The organism is Desulfovibrio sp. 6_1_46AFAA, assembly GCF_000224635.1.
Classification (GTDB): Bacteria; Desulfobacterota; Desulfovibrionia; order Desulfovibrionales; family Desulfovibrionaceae; genus Desulfovibrio; species Desulfovibrio fairfieldensis.
On the sequence record NZ_JH114301.1, the window covers coordinates 338,407 to 353,577 of the forward strand.

The window sequence follows — 15,171 nt, forward strand, 5'->3', positions numbered from 1 at the left end:
GCGCGTTTGCAAAAGGAAGCCATACGGTGTTCGAGCATTTTGTTTTCGACTGGCGCGACCTGCTGGATATTGCCCTGGTCAGCGCGCTGCTTTACCAGGTCATCCAGCTTCTGCGCGGCTCCCGCGCTCTGGCCGTGCTTACCGGCCTGGGCTTGCTGACTCTGCTGTATTTCATGTCCAGGACCATGGGCCTGTATACGCTCACCTGGCTTTTGCAGCACATCTTCAGCTCACTGTTCATCCTCATCGTGGTCATTTTTCAGGCCGACATCCGCCAGGCTCTGGGCGAAATGGGCGCGCACCGGCTGTTCCGCCGGCGCGAGCTCAAGCAGGGCGGCGTGGAGGAAGTGGTCATGGCCTGCGTGGAAATGGCCCGCCTGCGCGTGGGCGCGCTTATCGTCATTGAGCGCAGCATGCGCCTCGGGGACATGATCAAACGCGAAGGCGTACGGGTGGACGCCCAGCTCTCCCGTCAGCTGCTCATGAATATTTTTTATCCCAAAGCGCCGCTGCACGACGGCGCGGTGGTCATCAGCCGCGGACGGATCATGGCGGCGGCCTGCATTCTGCCGCTGGCCGTTGCCAAAGGCCAGAATTTCGGCACCCGCCACCGGGCGGCTCTGGGCATCACCCAGGAAAGCGACGCCGTGGCCGTTGTCGTGTCCGAAGAGCGCGGCGAGATTTCCGTGGCCATGAAAGGGGAGCTGGTGCGCTCCCTGGACGCGACGCGTTTAAGGCAGGTGCTCAATGAAATCCTCTGAGAACAACGGCAGTCTGCGCCGCGCGCCGCATCTGCTTTCGCTGCTGGTGGCCGTGCTGGCCGCCGTGGGCATGTGGTACGTGGTCAGCGTGCGCGACCGCCTGGAAGCCCAGGTGGAAGTGAATATCGACTATTACGGCATTCCGCCCAATCTGGTGGTCACCGATGGCCTGATCAGCAAGATCACAGTGCGTCTGCGCGGACCGGAAACCTTGCTGCGCTCCATTCCCCAGCAGCGTCTGACTCAGGCCGTGGACCTTTCGGACATCAAGAAGGGCGTCACTGTGGTGCCCTTGGGCGGCGACAATCTGGGGCCTACCTTCCGGGCTTTTGAGCTGGTGGACATCCAGCCGCCGCGTATCGTCATCAAGGCCGATACGCTCATGGAACGCAGCGTGCCGCTGCGCACCATTGTGGATTCACCCCTGCGCGGCGGGGCGCTGACCGTGGAAAACGTCAGCGTGTCGCCGGCCACCGTGGTGTTGCGCGGGCCCGAGGACGTGGTCTCGGATATTTCCAGCGTGCCGCTGACCATTATGCTTGATCCCAAGGCGGCGGGTACCACCGTGCACCAGACAATCACCCTGGACACGCCCAGCCTGGTCACCGCCAATCCGCCTTCGGTGCGCGTGCAGTACACCATCACCAGCGGCCGCACCGTGGTTTCGCGACGCTGCAAGGTGGAGCTGGCCGGGGAAAACCGCCGCCAGTACACGGTGGAACCCGAGGAAGTGACTGTACTGGTGGAGGTGCCCGAGGCCCTGGCCAAGAGCGCCCGCTATCTGGGGCAGCTGGAGGTCAGCGTCACGCCGCCCGCCCTGGAGCCGGAACAGAGCAAAAAGGTCGAGCTGCGCTTCCGCCTGCCCGAGGGCATGACGCTCTTGAATCCGGCCACTGAAGAAGTTACGGTTTCCCGCAAGAAAAAATAGCCTGCGGCTTCGCACGGAACATGTATATGTCGGCAATGCGCCGATGCTCCGGGAGCACAAAAGGAGTTTTCATGGCTGAACGTCTTTTCGGCACGGACGGCTTGCGCGGCACGGTGAACAACGCGCCCATGACCGTGGATGTGGCCCTGCGCCTGGGCCTGGCCGCCGGGGTGCGCTTCCGGCGCGGCCCGCACCAACACAAGGTGGTCATCGGCAAGGACACGCGGCTTTCCGGTTATATGTTCGAATCCGCGCTCACGGCCGGGCTGTGCGCTGCGGGCATGCACGTGATCATGACCGGGCCGCTGCCCACGCCCGCCATCTCCTTTCTGACGCGCAGCATGCGGGCTGATCTGGGCGTGGTGATTTCGGCCTCGCACAATCCTTTTTCCGACAACGGCATCAAGTTTTTCGACGCCGACGGCTATAAGCTGCCGGACCAGACCGAAAACGAAATCGCGGAAATGGTCCTTAATCCGGATATGGCCTGGCCTTATCCGGACCCGCGCCAGGTGGGCCGGGCCACCAAGATCGAGGATGCCGGGGGCCGCTACATCGTCTACACCAAGAGCTGCTTCCCAACCCAGTTGACCCTCTCCGGCCTGCGCATCGTGGTGGATTGCGCCAACGGCGCCAGCTACAAAGTGGCTCCGCTGGCTCTGGAGGAACTGGGGGCCGAGGTCTTCCGCCTGAGTACCGCGCCCGACGGCACGAATATTAATGACCACTGCGGCTCGCTCTACCCCGAAGTGGTGGCGGCCAAGGTACGCGAGGTGCGCGCCGACGTGGGGCTGGCCCTGGACGGCGATGCCGACCGCCTGATCGTGGTGGATGAGCACGGCAACGTCCTGGACGGCGACCAGCTCATGGCCCTCTGCGCCCAGTCCATGATGGCGCGCGGCGAACTGCCGGGCAACATGCTGGTGGCCACGGTCATGAGCAACCTGGCCTTGGAGATCTTCATGCGCGAGCACGGCGGCACGCTGCTGCGCACCAAGGTGGGCGACCGCTACGTGGTGGAGGCCATGCGCCGCGAGGGAGCCATGCTCGGCGGCGAGCAGTCCGGGCATCTGATTTTCCGGGGCTACAGCACCACGGGCGACGGGCTGCTGGCTGCCCTCCAGATCCTGCGGATCATGCGCGAAAAGGAAAAGCCGCTCTCCGAACTGGCGGGCCTGCTCACGCCCTTCCCCCAGAGGCTCGTCAACGTGCGGGTGGAAAAGCGCCTGCCCTTTGAAGAGCGGCCGGCCATCGGCGAAGCCGTGGCCAAGGTGGAAAAGGAACTGGCCGGGCGGGGCCGGGTGCTGCTGCGCTACTCGGGCACCGAGGCCCTCTGCCGGATCATGGTGGAAGGCGAGGATGAGGACAAGGTCAGGGCCTTTGCCGCGGATCTGGCGGATGTGGTTGCCCGTGAACTGCGTTGAGGGGGGACCGCCGACAAGTTTTTGGAGCAATTCACATTTGAGATGAGTGAATTGCTCTGTAAGGATTTGTCTGCAACTCCTTGCAACGAAATACGAGTGGCCGGTCTTTGCTCGCCGTAAACGAGCATTCCAAGTGTAAATGTTCTAAAAAGCGGTCACGGTCCGGGGCGGCATGGAGCGGCCGTCTTGGGCCGTGACTATTTTTTATCTTCTCACTTACGCCGTAACTCGCCGGAGAGCCCCCGCTTTTTTCGGAATGTTGAGGCGTTTCCTCTGAAATTTCCAGGCTGCAGGCGTCGTTTATTCGGGCAGGGATGTTTTTATTCCGGCCAGTGCGGGCGGCCATATCGCGGCCGCAACAGTTCTCGGGCCCTGTCGGGAGACGACATACAGCTTTCAAGAGACGTTCCGCGCCCGCGCGGCCGGGAAAATGCGTTTTTCTCTTGCGCTTGTCGGGCTTTTGGCGGAGTATGAACTTGAGGCATATCCGGCGCGCCGTGGAATAATCGGGATTTTTATAACGGAGCGCCGCCCGACCGGAGTTCAACGTCAGGGGGCCGTCAGAGGCGTCGGCTTTTGGCCGTGACCCCTCCCACCTGAGGCTCTGACGCTGTTTTGGCACTTATACATGAGCGGAGGCGCGCATGAAGGATATTCGCAAGGTGATCATTCCGGTGGCCGGTTGGGGTACGCGTTCCTTGCCCGCGACCAAGAACATTCCCAAGGAAATGCTGCCCATCTACAACAAGCCCGTCATCCAGTATGTGGTGGAAGAGGCTCAGCGCGCGAAAATCCAGGACGTGATCTTTGTGACCAACCGCGACAAGAGCGTCATTGAGGATCACTTCGACTACAACCTTCAGTTGGAGGGGGTGCTCGAACGCGCGGGCAAGCTGGATAAGCTCAGGGAAGTGCGGCAGGTGGCCGAAATGGTCAACATCATGTCCGTGCGCCAGAAAAAGCAGCTCGGCCTTGGGCACGCGGTGCTCTGCGCCCGCGAACTGGTGCGCGACGATCCTTTTGCGATCATGGTGGGCGACGACTTGATGTTCGGCGGCGTGCCGGGCATCGGCCAGCTCATTGAAGTTGCCATGGCCGAAAAAATGCCGGTCATCGGCGTCATGGAAGTGCCTTGGGAAAAGGTCAGCCGTTACGGCATTATTGACGGCGAGGAAGTGGCCCCCGGCGTTTTCCGGGTGCGCAACATGGTGGAAAAACCCAAGCGCGAGGCCGCGCCTTCGCGGATGGCGATTGTGGGCCGCTATGTGCTCACGCCGGAGATTTTCGACTATCTGGAAAAGGCGCAGCCGGGCCACGGCGGCGAAATCCAGCTCACCGACGCCCTGCAGGCCATGGCCCAGGATCGCGGCATGATGGCCGTGCGCATGTCGGGCATGCGTTTTGACGCCGGTGACTGGGCCGAATTTCTGACGGCCAATATTTACTTCGCCCTGCAGGACGAGGAACTGCGTTACGAATTGCTGGGATTGCTCAAGAATTTCGTCCAGTTCCAGTAGAAACAGCCCTTGGGGCTTGCCCCCAAAAGCGTTTTTTCTCCCTGGCTGCGCCAGGAGCCCATTGCGGCCCAGGTCTGTACCGGAAACGTACTGTCCTTGGCTTGCAATGGGCTCCTTTCTTGCCGGAGAACAAAAATCTTCATGGCGCAGTGCTTCCCAAAATTCATTTTTTGAGAGACAAGCCCTTGGGGTTGGAACGTCTGTCCTTGTTCCGAATCTTCAGAACGCCATATCGGGAAATGGTGAGGTCACGGTTTTTTCATGTACGCCAGCATCGCCCTGTTAAGCCCTCCCTATGCCTGCCTGACCTATGCCCTGCCGCCGGAATTCCCGGCGGCATTCTGGCAAGCCGGTCTGCGTCTGGCCGTGCCCCTGGGCAGGGGAGAGCAGGGGGCTCTGCGGGCGGCGGTCTTGTTGCGCGTGAGCCCCACAACGGACCTGCCGGAAAATGTGGCTTGCAAGACGGTCTGCTGGCCTCTGGAAAATGAAGCCCTGCTGCCGCCGGACCTGCTGGCTTTGGCGCTGGACCTGGCCCGCCGCCAGGGCGTGGAGCCGGGGCATATCCTGGGCCATGTGCTGCCGCAGGGGCTGCGCAGCACGCGCGTCCGCCTGCACCGCCTGGAAGCGGGCCGCGCCTCGGCGCTGAGCCTGCGGCAGATCCGCGAGATTCAGCCGGAAGAACGCCGTGAACTGGCCCAGGCGCTCTGTGCGGGCGCGGCCCGTATGCTGGCCCCCGGCGCGGACGCGGCCAGCGAGGAATTTTGCCTCTTGCGCGCGGACCCGCCCTGGCCCGTGCGCCCCTCGGCGGCGCGGCAGATTGAAGTTCTGGAATATCTGCATGAGCATGGGGCCGTGAGCCGCCGCCGTTTGCTGCAAAACCTGGGGCAGGCTGTGGCTCCGGCTCTGCAAAGCCTGCTCAAGGCCGGACATCTGGCGCTGACGCGCGAGGACAGCGGGGAAGAAGAGGAGCAGGCCCTGCTGCCGCCCCCGCCGACGCCTTTCTGCCTCAATGCGGACCAGGAAGCGGCCCTGGCCGGTCTGCGCGCGGCCCTGGGCGAGGAGGAGGCGGCCTCCCGCCTGCTCTACGGCGTTACGGGCAGCGGCAAGACCGCCGTGTATCTGGAACTGGCAAAAATGTGCCTGGCTCAGGGGAAAAGCCTCTTGCTGCTGGCTCCGGAAGTGGCGCTGGCCCATAAGTTGCGCCGTGACGCGACCTGTTCCCTGCCGGACGCGCCGCTCTTTTTTTACCACGGTTATCAGTCTCCGGCCCGGCGTGAGGCCACCTTCCGCGCTCTGGCCGCCCGGCGCGAACCCTGTCTGGTGGTGGGCACGCGCTCGGCTCTTTTCCTGCCCGTGCCCCGGCTGGGCTGCGTGGTGCTGGATGAAGAGCACGACGGCTCCTTCAAACAGGATGAAAGCCTTTCCTACCAGGCCAAGGAAGTGGCCTGGTTCCGCATGGCCCAGACGCGCGGTCTGCTGCTGCTGGGCTCGGCCACGCCGGACGTTAAAACCTTTTACGCGGCGGAAAATGGCCATCTTCCCCTCCTGCGTCTGCCGAGCCGGGTGGGCGGCAAGCCTTTGCCGCCGGTGGAACTGATCGATATCAGCACGGTGTCCCCGGTCGTCTCCGCGATGGGCGGGGACGGCCTGCTGGCCCCGCAGAGTGAAGCGGCCCTGCGCGAAACCCTGGACAGGGGCGAGCAGGCCGTGGTCCTGCTCAACCGGCGCGGCTACGCGCCTCTGATGTACTGTCTGGACTGCAACAGCACCCTGCGCTGCCCGCAGTGCGAGATCGGGCTCACCTACCATAAGGGGCGGGAAAAGCTGGTTTGCCACTATTGCGGCTATACCCGGCCCTTTCCTTCGCCTTGTCCGCAGTGCAAGGGCATGAATTTTCTGCCCCTGGGCGAAGGCACCGAGCGCCTGGCCGAGCGCTTGAGCGTGCTGGCCGGGCGTCCCGTTCTGCGTCTGGACCGCGACAGCACCCGCCGTCCGGGCCGCATGGAGGAAATCCTGGCCGCCTTTGCCCGCCAGGAAGCGCCCATCCTGGTGGGCACGCAAATGCTCTCCAAAGGTCATCATTTCCCGCAGGTGACCCTGGCCGTGGTGGCCGACGGCGATCTGGGCCTGAATCTGCCCGACTACCGCGCGGCCGAGCGTACCTTCCAGCTCCTGGTCCAGTCCGCCGGCCGGGCCGGACGGGGTGAAAAACCGGGCCGGGTGCTGATCCAGACCCGCGACGTCAGCCATTATTGCTGGCAGTACGTGCAAACGGGCGATTATGAGGGATTTTACGCGGCGGAACTGGCGCGGCGCCGCCTGCGGCGCTATCCGCCCTTTGTGCGCCTGGCTTTGATCCGCATGTCCTTCGGCGTGGAGGAAAAAAACGGGCCCGCGGCCCTGAACGAACTGGCCACCGCCCTGCGCGCTCGGGCGCGTGAGCTCGACGTCCAGATGTTGGGCCCCGCGCCCGCTCCCCTGGCCCTGTTACGGGGGCGGCGGCGTTTTCACTGCCTGCTCAAGGCCGGGGACTGGCAGGCCCTGCGCCGACTCTATTTTTTCGCCAGAAGCCGGAAAGCCTCCGCGCTGTTGCGACTTTTCCTTGACCTTGATCCTGTTAATATGCTGTGATTGCAGACATACTTTTTGAGGAACGGGTGATGCCATCCGCTCCGCGCCGTCCGCGCCGCGCGGAAAGAGCCTGGGGGGCTTTTTCCGCAATGGGGGAGTGCGCGCGGCATTTGTCCGACTTGTGGTGTTAAATGCTCTGGGGGAAAAATGAGGGTTCTGCGCGTTTCCTGTCTCTTGCTCGCCCTTCTGGCGGGCACGGCATCGACGGTTCTGGCCGAGGGTTTTGCCCTCAATGAATGGAGCGCCAGGGGTGTTTCCCTGGCGGGCGGCATGGTGGGCCGCGCCGACGACGTTTCAGCCCTGGCCTACAATGCGGCGGGCATCACCCAGTTGCCGGGCGCTCACGTCATGGGCGGTCTGGCCTTCATCGCCCCGCTGGGCACCATCGGCACCGAGCACGCCACGGGCATGCAGTACACCACCACCAAACCGTCGGTCTGGCTGGCCCCGCACGGTTACGCCAGCTATCAGCTCAACGACAATGTCTGGCTGGGCATGGGCGTGTTTTCGCGCTTCGGCCTGGGCAACAGCTATTCCGGCAACTGGACCGGCAGATACAATCTCTATGACGTGGGCGTGCAGACCATTTCCTTTGTGCCCACCCTGGCCTACAAGATCAACGATATCTTTTCCGTGTCCGTGGGCGTGGAGGCTCTCTACGCCAGCATGTACATGGGCAACAAAATTCCCTCCGCCGCAGGCTGGCCGCCCGTGCAGCGGCCCGACAACGACCTCCAACTGGAGGGCACGGGCTGGGGCGTGGGCGCGCATCTGGGCCTGCACATGCGCTTCAACGACCAGTGGTCCGTGGGCCTGGCCTACAAGAGCCAGGTGACGGTCAATCTTTACGGCGATGTGGAGTTCGGGCGCCAGGAGGACAATTTTCTTATCAATGCGGGCAAGCACTTGCCCGAAGCCAGGGACTGCAACGCCCATACCACCCTGCAACTGCCGGACTCCCTGGCGCTGGGCGTGGCCTACAAGCCGCTGGACAATCTGAGCTTCGAGGCCGGGACGGTCTGGACGCGCTGGTCCACCTACAACGCCCTGAACATCTATATGGACAACGGCTACGATTCCATCAGCAACAAGGAATGGCGCGACGGCTGGAATTTCAACGCCAGCGTGGAGTACAAGCCTCTGGACTGGTGGAGCCTGCGGGCGGGCCTGGCCTACGAAACGGCGGTGGTCAATGAAAAGCATGCGGATTTTTTCGTGCCCTCCAGCGGACGCACCATCCTCAGCCTGGGCACGGGCGTGGAGTGGAACAACTGGACCGTGGATTTCGCCTATTCCCACCTCTGGATCAATCCTGTCAGCTATGACGAGACCGACGCCGCGGGCATTCGCGGCAACGCCATAACGGGGGTCACCGGCGGCAAGTCGGAAAATGTGGTGGCCAATATCTATATGTTTTCCATCGGCTATACCTTTTAAGCCGGATTCTCCGGGCTTCGGCCCGTTGCATGGAACCGGGAGGCGTTAGCGGGCGCTTCCCGGTTTTTTTCCATGGCATATGATTTGCATCTTTTTCAGGCGCCCGGCAAAGAATTGGCGCCCGCAAGAGGGAAGGCGCGGTGTGCCGGATTCCGCCGGGCGTGGGAGAAAGTCAAGAATTTCTGTAGAAATTCAATTGACATTCTTGAGATTTTGTACAATTTTCAAAACTCCCTGTGAGCAGAAGGGGAAAAGCATTCAGGAGGACTGTCATGAAACGCATTATTGCCGCTTTGGCGCTTGTGCTGACGCTTGCCCTGCCCGGTCTGGCCGCGGCGGAAGGCACCGGCATGTACCTGGCTCCCAAGTTCCTGATGAGCATTCAGGACACGGGCCGGGTGGAACGTTCGTCCGCTTTGGCCGGTACGGGCGTGGACGACTACAGCCAGTTTACCCTGGGCGGCGCGTTGGCCCTGGGCTATGACTTCTGGCCGCAGCAGATGCTGCCCCTGCGCGCGGAAATTGAATTCGCCATGCGCGGCAACAGCGAAAAGACCTGGAGCGACGGCGGCGTCAATGTGCGCGACGTCAAGGGCACCTGGAACAACTCCACGCTCTTTGCCAACCTGTTCTGGGACTTCCACAACGACAGTGCCTTTACGCCCTATATCGGCGCCGGTCTGGGCCTGGCCTTCAATTACACGGGGTATGATTTTACCACCAATAGTGGCGACAAGTTTTCCGCGGACGACCGTTTCACCAACTTCGCCTGGAACGTGGGCGTGGGCGCGTCGTACAGCTTTAATGAAAATCTCGCCATTGACGCTTCCTACCGCTTCGTCGGCTTGGGCTACAACGAAGTCACGGCTCATGCGGGTAGCAGCAAGTATGAGATCGGCAGCGATCCCTACAACAACGAATTCATGCTGGGTCTGCGTTTCGCTTTCTAAGCCCGGTTAAGCCGAACTGATTTTACGGTAAGCGCCCTTTCGTTTACAGCGGGAGGGCGTTTTGTTATGAGTTCCGAATCGCGGGCCGTGCCTGGAAAGACACAGGAATGCCCGCCATGCGGATGGCCTGGATTGGAGGGATTGCATTTTTCGCATAAAAGCATTGACGCTGCATGGGAAGAATGCAAAGCTCAATTTCAGAGAACCTATTTTATTTTTGGAGGAAGCGATATGAAACGTATTTTGGCGACACTGGCCCTTGTGGTGGCCCTGGCTCTGCCCGGACTGGCCCAGGCCGAAGTGAACGGTGTGTATTTTGCCCCCAAATTCCTGATGTCCATTCAGGACACGGGCAATATTTCCCGTCCCAGCAGTCAACTGTCGGACGAGAGCTACAGCCAGTTCACCCTGGGCGGCGCGCTGGCCGTGGGCTATGACTTCTACCCCCAGCAGCAGATCCCCCTGCGTGCGGAAATTGAATTTGCCCTGCGCGGCAACAGCGAAAAGAGCTGGGATGGCGTGTGGGACGGGGATAACTTCAGCACCAAGGGCCTCTGGAACACTTCCACCCTGTTCCTGAACCTGTATTATGACATTCAGACCGGCACGCCCTTTGTGCCCTACATCGGCGCGGGCGCGGGTCTGGCCTTCAATTATGTGGAATACACGGTGCATAGCGACCTCGGCAACGCCAGCGCCAGCGACAATTTCACCAACTTCGCCTGGAACGTGGGCGCGGGCGTGGCCTACAACTTTAACGAAAACTTCGCCGTGGACCTGGGCTACCGCTTCATGATGATGGGCTACAACGAGGTTTCCATAGGCGGAAGCAACATCAGTAACCAGCCCTACAACAACGAATTCATGCTGGGCCTGCGCTTTACCTTCTAAAGCCTGTCCCGCGAATGGATCTCCAAAAAACCCGCCTTATGGCGGGTTTTTTGGTTTCCGATAGACGGCCTGTCGGCTTGTTAGAGCATGTGTCACATAAACTGCTCTGAAATGTATGGCCGGCCTGGAATTTTTCCCGAGACGGCCGGTACGCCAGTGACGCCGTGAAAGCGGTTTCCTCTGCGGCGTGATAACAATTTCTGTTATCGCGGGTAGTTAGAAGAGATTTTCTAGAGAAAAAACCCGGCGTGGGGCTCAAAAAACTTTTTTTCCCTCTTGACAATCCGTCCGGCCTTATAGTTCGGAAGCTGTATGGATATGGCGAAAAAAACAGCGTATAATTGAGAAAAACAGAGTAAATTTTATGTTTGGTTGTGGAAAAAATATTTCTTACATTGTGTATTATTTTGTGGAATGAAGCGAAAGCCTTGACCCGTAAGGCTTTCGCGGCAGCCCCCGTTCTCCGCGAAATTGAAAAATTGATATGTATTTCAAATGATTATTGAGGAAAGTCTTTGGGGAAAGCAAAAGAGGCCACTGGCCCAGAGGGCTGGTAATCCTCCATTGCCCGAGTCCGCGCTTTCGGGCTACAAGGCCCCCATGCGAGATCAATGGGCCGAAATTTCTGAAAATCTCAAGAAAATGCTGGATTCCGGCGTTTTTAAAGTCTGGATCGCCCCTTTGCGCGCCAGGCTGGAGGACGGGGCGTTGTGTCTTGCCGCGCCCAATGCCTTCATGGCCGGTTGGCTGGAAAGCCGGATGCTTTGCACCCTGCGCGAGGCCGCGGCCCCGGTGCTGGGTCTGGCGCCCGAAGCCGTGGACCTGCGCATTGAGATTGCCGGAAATGACCGGAATGCCGCCCCGGAGGCGGCCTCCACAGCGGATCTCGCCGCGCGGGTTCTGCCGCGGCGGCAGGCCAGCCTGCCCATGCCCGCCGTTGCGCCCGCGTTCCGGCGGGAAGCGGCCTGGCGCTATCGTTTCGAAGATTTTGTGGTGGGGCCCAGCAACAGCGTGGCCGTGGCCGCCGCGCAGGACGTCTGCCGCAGCGGCGGCGACGTGCGGACGCTGTTTGTGAACTCCGCCTCGGGCCTCGGCAAGACGCATCTGGCCCAGGCCGTGGGCCAGAGCCTCAGCCGGAACAGCAGCGGCGCGCGCGTGGCCTATCTTACGGCTGAGGAATTCGCCTCGCGCTTTGTGGCCGCCTTGCGCAGCCATGACGTGGAGGCTTTTAAAGGCCGTCTGAGGGAACTGGACGTCCTGCTGCTGGAAGACGTGCATTTTTTCCAGGGCAAGGAGAAAATGCAGGATATGGCCTTGGCCGTGGTTAAAAACCTACAGGCCAGGGGAGGCCGGGTCATTTTCACCTCCTCGTTTTCGCCGCGCGAGCTCCAGCGCGTGGACAGCCAGCTTGTCTCGCATTTCTGCTCCGGCATTCTGACCAATATGGGACGCCCCGACGAGGAGATGCGCCGCCATATCCTCACCCGCAAGGCCAGGAGCTTTCAGGTACTTTTGCCCGATCCGGTCTGCGATCTGCTGGCGAGCCGCCTGCGCGGCGATGTGCGCCAGATGGAATCCTGCCTGAACAGCCTTATTTTCAAGGCCCGCCTGCTCAATTGCGGCCTGAATCTGGATCTGGCCCTGGAAGTGCTCAACCAGTACGCCGGAGTGGAGTGCGGGCCGGATCTGCCCACCATCATCCGCCTGGTTTGCGAAAGCTACGGCCTGGAAGAACGTCAGCTCTGTTCCCGCTCGCGCCGCCGGGAATGCGTGCTGGGCCGCAACACCGTCTACTATCTGGCGCGCAAGCATACCGAGCTCTCCCTGGAGGAAATCGGCGGAACCTTCAATCGCCGCCATTCCACGGTCATCAAGGGCATTACCTCCGTGGAGCGCGAACTCTCCAAGGAATCGAGCCTGGGCCGCCAGATCGCCAGGGCCGTGGATCTCATCGAGCGCAACGCGGGCCTGGGCGCGGCCCAATAGCGCCTCTCTCTCTCTCTCTCTCTCTCTCTCTCTCTCTCTCTCTTGCATAACTACTTACATTTTGTCGTAATATTTTTGATTTTTCTTGACATTCAGACATATTGCGGCGTTTAATTTCGTTGTTATCATGACATGATGAAATGTTGTCTTTTTTTGAGAAAAGACAAGTATCGTTTGGCAGAAAAATATATGCCGGGTGATGTTTGTTTCTTTTTTGTCTTTTTTCGTAAAAAGGAAATTTTTATTGCTCTGAAAGTAAAACAAGGTAAAATAAGTAAAAATATGTGTGGAAAACTACCAATGGCTGAATACGGAAAGCTGTGTCGGCAAAACCGTATCAGCCGCATTGGTATGATTTTTCGCGCATAACTTTCCCTTCGCCCTTGAGGAAGGAGGGCGAAGGGGAGCAGGCCCGCCATGGAAAACCAGAGAAAAATCTTCGTTGAAAATTCCGTCAGCCAGAGCAACGAATACAACATGCTGATGAATCTCTCGCGCTTGAGCGTGAGCAAGCATCTGGTGGATGAACATTTTACGCTTGTCTGGGCCAATGCGTATTATTATGAGCTGATCGGCTACCCCAAAGAAGAATACGAACGCCTTTTCGAGAACCGCCCTGACAAATTTTACCAGAACGACCCGGAGAACTGGAATATTCTGGCCGCAAAAGTGAGGGATGCGATTCCCAAAGGCGGCTACCAGTTCATAGGCCGGATGCGGCACAAAAGCGGCAGGATGATGTGGGTCAGGCTGTCGTCCATCTTCACGGAGGAAATGCTCGACGGCCATCGCGTGTCCTACACGGTAATGGCGGATGTCAGCGAACTGCAGCAGACCTTGCTTGAACAGAGCATCACCTACAACAATATTCCCGGTTTTATCGCCAAGTTCCGGGTCGTGGAAAACGGCTTCGAGTTTGTGGAGGCCAACGAAAAATTCACACAACTCTTCGGCCGGTCCGACTATCTTTTGGACAAGCAGGCCCAGGGCAAGAACAGGGCCGTGCTGGCGGAAAACCATGCGGCCATGCGCCGGGGCGAACCCGTCAACTTCGTGACCCAGGCCAGGGACCGGGAGGGCAACAATGCCTGGTTGCAGGTCTCCGGCGAATGCATGGACTGGGAGGGCGATAATCCTGTTTATTTGTGCGTGTATATTGACATCAGCGAGCTGCTGGAACAGCGGGAGCTGCAGAAGCAAACCAATCAGCGCCTGGAGCAACTGGCCTTTGTGGACCCGGTGACCAGCGGGCGCAACCGCACCAGTTTCGAAATCGACGCGGGCGGCGCTGTGCGCGCCGCCTTGCCCGGTACATATGTGCTGGTCTGGCTGGATATCCAGAAATTCAAGGTAATTAACGACTTTTTCGGCGTTGAAATGGGTGACAGGGTTTTGCGGCATTGCTACGAAACCGTGGAGGCCCATCTTGAGAACGGCGAGTATGTGGCCCGCCTGGCGGCGGACGGTTTCAACCTTCTGCTCCGGACCGCCGGGGAAAAGGAGCTGGAAGCCCGGCTGAACCGCATAGCCGAAGACGCCAACAATTTTGAACCGTTCCGCGAGCGCAATTACCTGCTTTCTTTCTCCGCCGGTATCTATCCCATTGATGACCCGGTTCTGCCGCTGGTCAAGATCCAGGACAGGGCCAACATCGCCCGCAAAAAGAGCGGCGGCTCGGAAGAGCACTGCCTCTGCACCTGTCTGTTTTACAGCGAGCAGGACCGCTTGCGCTCCCTGCGTGAAAAGGAGATGGAAAACCGGATGCACGATGCCCTGGGGCGGGATGAGTTCGTGGTCTATCTTCAGCCCAAGCAATCCCTGAAAAAAGCCGCCATTGGCGGCGCCGAGGCCCTGGTGCGCTGGCGTGCCCCGGAAGGGCTGATTCCGCCCAATGACTTTATCCCGCTGTTTGAGCAGAACGGCTTTATTGTGGACCTTGATCTCCATGTCTTTGAAAAGGTCTGCGCCATGCTGCGCAAATGGCTGGACAATGGCCTCACGCCGGTGCCGATTTCAGTGAACATGTCCCGTGTGCATCTGGCGGACCCGCAATTTCTGGAACGCTATGAAACTATCCGCCGCGCCTATGATGTGCCCCCGGAACTGCTGGAGATTGAGCTCACGGAAAGCCTGGTTTTTGAAAATCCGCACCTGTTGGTCCAATTCATTGAGCGGATCCGCGCCCACGGCTACCATTGTTCCATTGACGATTTCGGCAGCGGCTATTCCTCGCTGAATCTTCTCAAGGACATGAACGTCAATGTCCTTAAACTGGACAGGGTCTTTTTCGCCTCGCGGGAGGCGGACAACGCCCGCGAGCGGACCGTGATCGTCTCGGTCATCGACCTGGCCAAGAAGCTCAGCATGGGTACCGTGGCCGAGGGCGTGGAGACGACCCGGCAGGTGGAATTTCTGCAACAGGCTGACTGCGACATGGTCCAGGGCTATGTTTTTTCCCGGCCCGTGCCCCTGGCTGAATTTGAGCAAATGGCCTTCGGCCGGGAAATCGCCGCCTGAGAACCCCACTGGGGAATCGTGCCGTAATTGGTAAAAGTTTTTTGGGAGACGCGAGCGAGGCCCCTTTTTTTAAAGGGGCCTCGCTCGCAAAAATAATCTTTCCCAACACAAAGACGCCCCTCGAGGGGC

11 protein-coding genes are annotated in these 15,171 nt (G+C 60.1%); all 11 read left to right on the plus strand.

Translation table 11 applies throughout. The annotated features are described in order from the left end of the window. Positions 1 to 26: 26 nt before the first annotated feature. A complete protein-coding gene (gene cdaA / locus HMPREF1022_RS05010; RefSeq protein ID WP_008685170.1) occupies positions 27 to 761 on the plus strand; it encodes a diadenylate cyclase CdaA in 735 nt (244 codons plus the stop codon). After that, a complete protein-coding gene (locus HMPREF1022_RS05015) occupies positions 748 to 1,689 on the plus strand; it encodes a CdaR family protein (protein WP_008685169.1) in 942 nt (313 codons plus the stop codon). The genes cdaA and HMPREF1022_RS05015 overlap by 14 nt, the downstream gene beginning before the upstream one ends. A gap of 71 nt (positions 1,690 to 1,760) precedes the next feature. Beyond that, complete coding sequence (gene glmM, locus HMPREF1022_RS05020) at positions 1,761 to 3,113, plus strand: phosphoglucosamine mutase (RefSeq protein WP_008685168.1); 1,353 nt, start codon at positions 1,761 to 1,763, stop codon at positions 3,111 to 3,113. Between the two features lie 644 nt (positions 3,114 to 3,757). Next, entirely contained in the window at positions 3,758 to 4,630 is an 873-nt protein-coding gene (gene galU / locus HMPREF1022_RS05025) for a UTP--glucose-1-phosphate uridylyltransferase GalU (RefSeq protein WP_008685167.1), read from the plus strand. 261 nt (positions 4,631 to 4,891) lie between these two features. Next, positions 4,892 to 7,261, plus strand: a complete 2,370-nt coding sequence (priA, locus tag HMPREF1022_RS05030; RefSeq protein WP_009302176.1) for a replication restart helicase PriA — start codon at positions 4,892 to 4,894, stop codon at positions 7,259 to 7,261. Positions 7,262 to 7,408: 147 nt separating this feature from the next. Next, positions 7,409 to 8,698: an OmpP1/FadL family transporter gene (locus tag HMPREF1022_RS05035; RefSeq protein WP_009302177.1), complete on the plus strand. Its 1,290-nt coding sequence runs from the start codon at positions 7,409 to 7,411 to the stop codon at positions 8,696 to 8,698. Positions 8,699 to 8,970: 272 nt separating this feature from the next. After that, a complete protein-coding gene (locus HMPREF1022_RS05040; protein ID WP_009302178.1) occupies positions 8,971 to 9,648 on the plus strand; it encodes an outer membrane protein in 678 nt (225 codons plus the stop codon). Between the two features lie 231 nt (positions 9,649 to 9,879). After that, the gene (locus tag HMPREF1022_RS05045) at positions 9,880 to 10,539 is read left to right on the plus strand and encodes an outer membrane protein (protein WP_009302179.1); all 660 of its coding nucleotides are present in this window, start codon (positions 9,880 to 9,882) and stop codon (positions 10,537 to 10,539) included. A gap of 600 nt (positions 10,540 to 11,139) precedes the next feature. Next, on the plus strand, positions 11,140 to 12,525 hold the full coding sequence (locus tag HMPREF1022_RS05050) for a DnaA ATPase domain-containing protein (protein WP_035060862.1): 1,386 nt from the start codon (positions 11,140 to 11,142) through the stop codon (positions 12,523 to 12,525). A 189-nt stretch (positions 12,526 to 12,714) separates the two neighbouring features. Then, entirely contained in the window at positions 12,715 to 12,894 is a 180-nt protein-coding gene (locus tag HMPREF1022_RS17990; protein WP_156802849.1) for a hypothetical protein, read from the plus strand. A gap of 48 nt (positions 12,895 to 12,942) precedes the next feature. Then, entirely contained in the window at positions 12,943 to 15,042 is a 2,100-nt protein-coding gene (locus HMPREF1022_RS05055; protein ID WP_009302181.1) for a sensor domain-containing protein, read from the plus strand. The last annotated feature ends 129 nt before the right edge of the window (positions 15,043 to 15,171 follow it).

Excerpts from the sequence above, each read along its gene's own strand:
- HMPREF1022_RS05040 (WP_009302178.1), top strand. The coding sequence starts at position 8,971 with ATGAAACGCATTATTGCCGCTTTGGCGCTTGTGCTGACGCTTGCCCTG.
- HMPREF1022_RS05035 (WP_009302177.1), top strand. The coding sequence starts at position 7,409 with ATGAGGGTTCTGCGCGTTTCCTGTCTCTTGCTCGCCCTTCTGGCGGGC.
- HMPREF1022_RS05055 (WP_009302181.1), top strand. The coding sequence starts at position 12,943 with ATGGAAAACCAGAGAAAAATCTTCGTTGAAAATTCCGTCAGCCAGAGC.
- HMPREF1022_RS17990 (WP_156802849.1), top strand. The coding sequence starts at position 12,715 with ATGCCGGGTGATGTTTGTTTCTTTTTTGTCTTTTTTCGTAAAAAGGAA.
- HMPREF1022_RS05050 (WP_035060862.1), top strand. The coding sequence starts at position 11,140 with ATGCGAGATCAATGGGCCGAAATTTCTGAAAATCTCAAGAAAATGCTG.
- glmM (WP_008685168.1), top strand. The coding sequence starts at position 1,761 with ATGGCTGAACGTCTTTTCGGCACGGACGGCTTGCGCGGCACGGTGAAC.
- priA (WP_009302176.1), top strand. The coding sequence starts at position 4,892 with ATGTACGCCAGCATCGCCCTGTTAAGCCCTCCCTATGCCTGCCTGACC.
- galU (WP_008685167.1), top strand. The coding sequence starts at position 3,758 with ATGAAGGATATTCGCAAGGTGATCATTCCGGTGGCCGGTTGGGGTACG.
- HMPREF1022_RS05015 (WP_008685169.1), top strand. The coding sequence starts at position 748 with ATGAAATCCTCTGAGAACAACGGCAGTCTGCGCCGCGCGCCGCATCTG.
- HMPREF1022_RS05045 (WP_009302179.1), top strand. The coding sequence starts at position 9,880 with ATGAAACGTATTTTGGCGACACTGGCCCTTGTGGTGGCCCTGGCTCTG.